This window comes from Chlorobium sp. KB01 (assembly GCF_001975465.1).
Classification (GTDB): domain Bacteria; phylum Bacteroidota; class Chlorobiia; order Chlorobiales; family Chlorobiaceae; genus Chlorobium.
Genome location: NZ_MPJE01000019.1, coordinates 74961 through 81415, shown reverse-complemented (window position 1 = coordinate 81415; position 6455 = coordinate 74961). Strand labels below are relative to the sequence as shown.

Sequence of the window (6455 nt, the reverse complement as noted above, 5' to 3'; positions counted from 1 at the left end):
AATTAGCGGGACTTGCCCTCCCTTTTTTTATTGCCCTCGTGAATAATTCAGGATAAAAGGTATTATTGCTGTGCCTGATCTTTTTTGCTGAAGAAGATCATATCCACGCCTACGGTTACCAGCAGATTTACCAGAACTGAAACAGAGATATACCATGTCCATGCAAGTCCCATAAATTTCAGAACAAAGACGATGCCCATACTCGCAATCAATCCCGCACCCAGACTTGCTGCATGAAAGTTGCGTTTGCTTTTTGAAAGGAGAAAGAGTCCCAGCAGGCCGCCATAGGTAAACGATGCTATTTCAAGCCCGACCATAACAATGGCATTGCTGCCGGTATCAAACAGAAGCGCGATGATGATCAGCAGCACCGCCCAGAAGAGTGAGATTACCCTTGAAAAGCCAAGCGAACCCTTTCCTCCGAGGATATCGTTGACTGTTGAGGATGCCAGAGAGTTGATTGCCGAGCTGTGCGTTGACATTGCGGCAGATAATACTCCGGCGATCAGCAGCCCTTTCAGTCCGGCCGGAAGATGGTGAACAATAAAAAAGGCGAATTCCCGGTCTTTTTCCATTGGCGCGCCGTGCATGAAAACCGAGATGAGGGAGCCTGCAAACAGAAAAACAGAGAACTGGAAAAAAACAAAAAATCCGCTGCCGATCATCGCTTTTCTTGCCGATCGCAGATCCTTGCAGCCGAGCACACGCTGCACCATCATGTAATCGACGCCGTGAGACGAGAGAGAGAGGAGAATACCGCCGACAAAGGCACTGATAAAGGTGAGCGGATTGGTTAAAATATGGGGATCGGTGTTGATAATCTTCAGTTTTCCGGCTGCGAGGAGTGAGGTTATTATTGACGGGAGCCCCTGGTCTATGCTTTGGAGAAGGAAGAGAATTGAAAGAATGCCCCCGAGGAGATAGAGACTGAACTGAAAGCTTTCAAGCCAGACAACAGCCTTGATTCCGCCGGAAAGGGTATAGACGAGCGTGACAATACCGATAATCATGACCGCAAGCGGAAGTGACCAGCCGGTAACAACCTGTACAACAACACCTGCTGCAAGAAACCTGATGGCATCACCGAGAGTTCTGGTAACAAGAAAAACGATGGAGGCCACTTTCTGCATGCCCGGGCCGTAGCGTAAGCCGATAATCTCATAAATGGAGCTGACCCCATGCTTGAAGTACATGGGCAGAAGAATAAGGCTGACAAGGACTCTTCCGACAATGTAGCCCATGGCAAGCTGAAGGAAGGTCCAGTCACCCCGGTAGGCAAGACCGGGAACACTGACAAAGGTCAGAACCGAGGTTTCGGATGCGACAATGGAGAGCATTGATACGATCCAGGGCAGATTGTGGTTGCCGAGGAAGTAGTCTTTACTGCTTTTATTGCTTTTTCCATGCCAGAGACCGAAGAGTGTATTGCCTGCCAGAAAGAGGACGATGATTGCAAGATCGATTGGCTGCATGGTCTGAATATTCCGGGGAGGTTAGTAAAAAAGGGTTCGTTGATGGATGTTGACCAAACGAGAGCATCTTCCAGCATATTAATCATAAAGATGGAACTGCTGCCTGTCCTGTTGAAAGCTCTTTTCATCCTCCTGCCATGATGCAGGCAAGCTGACAGGCTCCACTCCGCTCTGTATCGACCTGCGAATGGTGCTGTTTCCGGCCAGAAGATCAAATGCCGGAATGGTGTCGTTGAACTCGTATACGCCGCTTAAAAACCGGAGCTGCTCGCCATAGAGCTTCTGCAGCGCTGCGGTCATGGACACGGCTGTGGAGAATGAGCGGAACCGGGTATGATCGGTTACCTGCAGCCAGATTCCGCCGCACACTTCACCCGAGAACTTGTGAAATGTCGGCTTGTACCATGTCGGGCGGAAAAGAACCCCTTCGAGCCCGTATTTACGGCACTGCAGGGCCAGCTCTTCAGGGTTGATGAATGGCGCGCCGGAAAGCTGAAACGGAGTTGTGGTTCCTCTTCCTTCTGAGATGTTCAGCCCCTCAAAGAGGCACATACCGGGGTAGACCTCGGCAGTTGCAAATGTCGGCATGTTCGGGGATGGAGGGATCCAGGGCAGGCCGGTTTCCGGAAAAAGCATGGAGCGCTGCCACCCCTCCATTTTCATGACGGTGAGGTTCAGATCAAGCTTTTTGAAATCCCGGTAGAGCAGCGCCAGCTCTCCGGCGGTCATGGCATGACGGACCGGAACGGGGAATATGCCCACAAATGATTTGTAATCCATATCGAGCATCGGGCCTTCTACAATCGTCCCCCCGAGGGGGTTCGGGCGGTCAAGCACCATGATCTCGCTCTCTTTTCCGGAAAGAACCTCCATGAAGAGTGCAAGGGTGTTGACGTAGGTGTAGTAGCGGGATCCGACATCCTGAATATCGAAAAGTATCAGGTCGAGATCGTCGAGGAGAGAGCGGTCGGGCAGCAGCGTTTCGGACGAGTCACCATAGAGGCTGACCACTTCACAGCCAAGTTCCGGCTGGTAATTGACAGCAATCTGGTCCTGTTCGGTAGCAAAGAGCCCGTGTTCCGGCGAAAAAATCCGCGCTATCCTGATCCCTTTCTCCTTCAGGAGGTTCCATGAGTATTGCAGATCAGGTGTAACGGAAGTCTGATTGACAATCAGACCGACTCTCCGGTTGCGAAACCGTTCACTCTCTCTGAGCAGCATATCCAGTCCTGTTGCTACCATGTTCTGTCCTGTTTTAGTTGGGGTTACCCATTATAGTGGTATGAAAGGGGTCGACCACGGAGTTGATGATGGTTGTTCCCGCCCTGACCTCTGTTTCAGGCAGCAGCACCGAATCGGTTATGGTACACCCCGGACCGATTTTGCATCCCCTTCCAATGACCGAGCCTGAAATCAGGGCATCAGGGCTGATTTCGGCGGCGGGTGAGATCCGGTGCGGTTCCATGCCGATCGCCCGTTTCATGGGGGCGCCCATCCGGGAAATAATTGACTCCCGGTCAAGATTTGCTTTCCAGTAGCTCGCCATGGTACCGATATCCATCCATACCCCTTCATGCTGATAGTAGCTCAGCCCGCCGTTATCGACAAGCCCGGTAAATCCGGTATCGACAATTCCCGAGAAGCCGTTTTGCAGATAGCTGAATATTTCCGGAGTCAGTACCGCTGTTCCGGTATAGATAAAAGAGGAGACGAGGCCGGAATTGCGAAGGTTCCGAAAATCCTTTACCAGCCCCTCTTCAATGCCTATATACCCTATGGAGGCGGCTTCGGGTGTTTCAAAAAGGGTAAGGGTTCCGGCTCGTTTTGATTGCCGGTGATGTGCTATAAGAGCGGTGAAATCTATATCGGTAATAATATCACTGTTGACGAGAATAAATTCACTGTCGCCAAGCAGCTTTTCGCACTTTTTCAGTCCCCCTCCGGTTCCCAGAATTACCGGTTCTTCTGAAAACGATATCTCCAGATCACTGAGCTTGCTTGCATCGATAAAGCGCCTGATCGTATCGGCATGGTGGTGTGTGTTGCAGATAATCTCCCTGATCCCCGCCTGCTTCAACAGATAGAAGGTATAGAACAGGCATGGAATGTTGAGAACCGGAATCAGAGGTTTCGGAATGTGATCGGTCAGTGGTTTCAGCCTGGTACCGAAACCCGCCGCAAGGACAAATGCTTTCATTGCCTGTTTTCTTCAATAATTGCATGCAGGAGTTTTCCCGCCTTTTTCAATTCGGATCTTGCGTCGATATAATCAGGGATGTAACGCAGTGTTGGCGCTATGGAGTGCTCAAACGTACGGTTTTTTTTGACCCTGGTCTGATAGCAGAATGTGCCTATTGCCTTGATATTGCGCTGAAAAGCCATGATATCAAAATAATAAAGGTATTCGTCAAAGCTCATTGATGTTATGCCGCCAAGCCTGAGCTCATGATAGTGGAGGGCTTTCAGCTCTTCGGTGAGATCCGGCTCAAGCGAGACGTAGGAGTCTCGCAGCAGCGAGACGGCATCATATTGCGGAAGCCCCATACGGGCATCCTGAAAATCAATAATCACCGGCTTGCCCTGGTGAATCAGTATGTTTCGGCTGTGAAAATCCCGATGGTTCAGCACAAAGTGCTCCGGTTTGACGAGTATCGCTGCTATGGTTTCAAATTCATGCCGCAAGCTGCCGATCAGATTCGGGTCCATTTGTGGAGCAAAATAGTCAAGCAGGCCGTGGGTGATAAAGAAATCAAATTCAAACATGAGTTTTTCGCGGTCAAAACTGATGTTGAACGGAATCTTCTTCTGATCATCACAGATTGACTGGAGCCGGATGAGCGTTCTGATAATCTCCCGGTACCGGTCGGGAATGGTTTCTGCAGCCGGTGAACCGAAAAGATTCTTAAGCAGCAGGTCTCCGCAGTCTTCAAGAAGGAGCAGCCCTTTTTTTTCATCAACAGCAATGACTTCCGGAACAGGAATTGAGTTTCTGCTGAACAGTGCGTGCATCAACAGAAAAGCATACTCCTCTTTTGCCCTCTCTTCAAATGCAGGATCGTAGCAGGCAATTACGGTATTGCCCGGCGCTGTAACCCTGAAATATTGACGACTTGATGCATCGCCCTGAATTTTTGTGATTGAGAGGCTCTTGCGGGATCCGGATGCGAAGAGTGAGGCGATATTATCCGTTATGGTCATGCGGCAACGGTCTCGGGGTGTCGTTATAACAGTCAGAAATCCATTGAGGAATGCAAAAAAAAAGCACCCTATGCGGTATGCATACGGTGCTTTTTCAGGAAATTCAAGCGCTTACTTTTTAGGAGCAATAGCTGCTGAAATGTTCTGCAAAACCTGGTTGAAGGTGTTCAGGAGGTTTCCAGCAAGGTCGGTAGCTGTTTTACCAAGAGGCTCGATCAGCTGGGTTGCAGTTTTGATGCCGTTGTTCAGGATTTCAATCTGCTGCTGTCCAAGTTTACCGACGGTATCGAGCAGGTTGCTGATTGCGCCTGATACATCGTTTGATCCGTTTGACATGGCTGTTATTGTTTAGGTTAATTGAAAGAGGTATGGTTTAAAAACTGATTCCGCTATTTACTTACGGATTTTAATCAAGTTAAAACATTTTACTTTGTAGAGCAAATAGAAAAAAGGCCGGAACAGTTTCTTGCCCTCTTCCTGCCGAACTTCAAAACCCACTAAAGACGGGTCGTGCGGCACCCTCTTTTTGCTCTGTCGCCTTTCAACGCCCTTACATAGTGTTCAAACGTATGAAAAGAATCAATGCCTGAGATGCTTTATTAGTTGCAAATTCCGGGTTCGTGCCGGTTTGCCCCGGCTATTTTTGGGTGTCGCACTTCTTGTTGAACTGTTTTATGTGATATATTACCACACTACACAAAAAAACATAAACAGCGTTAAGCGGATGCGGAGTGTTTTCGCTGTTTGATAGAGCAACATTTATCCTTTTTGTTGATGAGAGCTGTTATTTTATATGATAGCAAAACGGCCGGAGGTTCTACAGAGGCAATTATCGATGCAATTGGTCAGCAGCTTGCAGAGTCCGGTGCCTATGTTGAAAAAGCGAAATGCAAGGCGATGGCCGATTACAGTTTTGTCAGGGAGTTTGATATTGTCATACTTGGTGCACCGGTCTACTATTTTCTTGTCTCTTCCCAGCTTCTTGCGGCACTGATACAGGGGAATCTGAAAAAGAATCTGAAGCGAAAAAAAATCGCACTCTTTCTCACCTGCGGCAGCCCCGACACCCTGGCTTCCGTGATCTACCTGCCGCAGTTGAAAATCCATCTGATTCGGAACCGGATTCTTGCGGAAAAAATCATTCCACCGGGGGCACTTTCAGACACTGAGACTATTGAAGAGTTTGTCGATGACCTTCTTTACGAGTATGAGAAAACGCTGAAAGAGGGGCGCGCATCGCACACGATTGAATGGAGTGATGATGCCCTTGGATTGCTGCACTCCATACCCTCATTCATGCAGGGCAAGATCAAGACGGTAGCAGAGGAGTATGCAGCGGAGACGGGGTGTCGGGAAATTACCGTTGCCGTTCTGATGGCGGCCAAAGATGAGATGCAGGGATGAGGCAACAATTTTGATCCTCTGGAGGCTGGATCATTTTGTTTTTTTATCCGATTGCTGCTTCCCGATAAACTTGTTGAGAAGCATGACAATAAACACTCCCGAAACATAAAAGAGTACCGGTGCGTACAGTGTTGTGTACTTGACTGTTTCTTCCATGGTGGTTTGAGCGTTTGTTTATGTCGGAGTGATATTCTTTTGCTTTTATTGCGTTTTCAGGGAGATTTTTTCGCAGACTCTCTCTGTAATACAAACGGCCTGTTTGCAACATTAAGGAATTTATCGGAATTTTCAGTTACGCTTAAGGCGATATTTTTCAGTTCATGTTGTTTTCCCGCTAACTGGCGGGCAGCGTCAGGTGACGATATCTCCCTTGCCGGTCAA

General features: G+C 48.8%; 7 protein-coding genes. 1 reads left to right on the top strand and 6 read right to left on the bottom strand.

Annotated elements, in window-relative coordinates; all coding sequences use genetic code 11:
• Window positions 1-62 precede the first annotated feature (62 nt).
• The 5 genes from BOO20_RS01745 to BOO20_RS01725 all read right to left on the bottom strand — a co-directional run bounded on the left by BOO20_RS01745 (window position 63) and on the right by BOO20_RS01725 (window position 5006).
• Window positions 63-1472, bottom strand: a complete 1410-nt coding sequence (locus BOO20_RS01745) for a sodium:solute symporter (RefSeq protein ID WP_076789829.1) — start codon at window positions 1470-1472, stop codon at window positions 63-65.
• Window positions 1473-1550: 78 nt separating this feature from the next.
• Complete coding sequence (locus tag BOO20_RS01740) at window positions 1551-2714, bottom strand: exo-beta-N-acetylmuramidase NamZ domain-containing protein (RefSeq protein WP_076789826.1); 1164 nt, start codon at window positions 2712-2714, stop codon at window positions 1551-1553.
• A gap of 13 nt (window positions 2715-2727) precedes the next feature.
• Complete coding sequence (locus tag BOO20_RS01735) at window positions 2728-3669, bottom strand: sugar phosphate nucleotidyltransferase (RefSeq protein ID WP_076789823.1); 942 nt, start codon at window positions 3667-3669, stop codon at window positions 2728-2730.
• Window positions 3666-4670 (bottom strand): aminoglycoside phosphotransferase family protein, encoded by a 1005-nt coding sequence (locus tag BOO20_RS01730; RefSeq protein ID WP_076789820.1) that lies wholly within the window; start codon window positions 4668-4670, stop codon window positions 3666-3668. Before BOO20_RS01730 ends, BOO20_RS01735 begins: the two co-directional genes overlap by 4 nt.
• Before the next feature lie 111 nt (window positions 4671-4781).
• The gene (locus BOO20_RS01725; protein ID WP_076789817.1) at window positions 4782-5006 is read right to left on the bottom strand and encodes a chlorosome envelope protein B; all 225 of its coding nucleotides are present in this window, start codon (window positions 5004-5006) and stop codon (window positions 4782-4784) included.
• A gap of 438 nt (window positions 5007-5444) precedes the next feature.
• On the opposite strand from BOO20_RS01725, the gene BOO20_RS01720 reads away from it, so the two are divergent.
• Window positions 5445-6074: a flavodoxin domain-containing protein gene (locus BOO20_RS01720; RefSeq protein WP_076789815.1), complete on the top strand. Its 630-nt coding sequence runs from the start codon at window positions 5445-5447 to the stop codon at window positions 6072-6074.
• Between the two features lie 30 nt (window positions 6075-6104).
• On the opposite strand, the gene BOO20_RS13225 is transcribed toward BOO20_RS01720, so the two are convergent.
• A complete protein-coding gene (locus BOO20_RS13225; RefSeq protein WP_255372191.1) occupies window positions 6105-6230 on the bottom strand; it encodes a hypothetical protein in 126 nt (41 codons plus the stop codon).
• Window positions 6231-6455 lie beyond the last annotated feature (225 nt).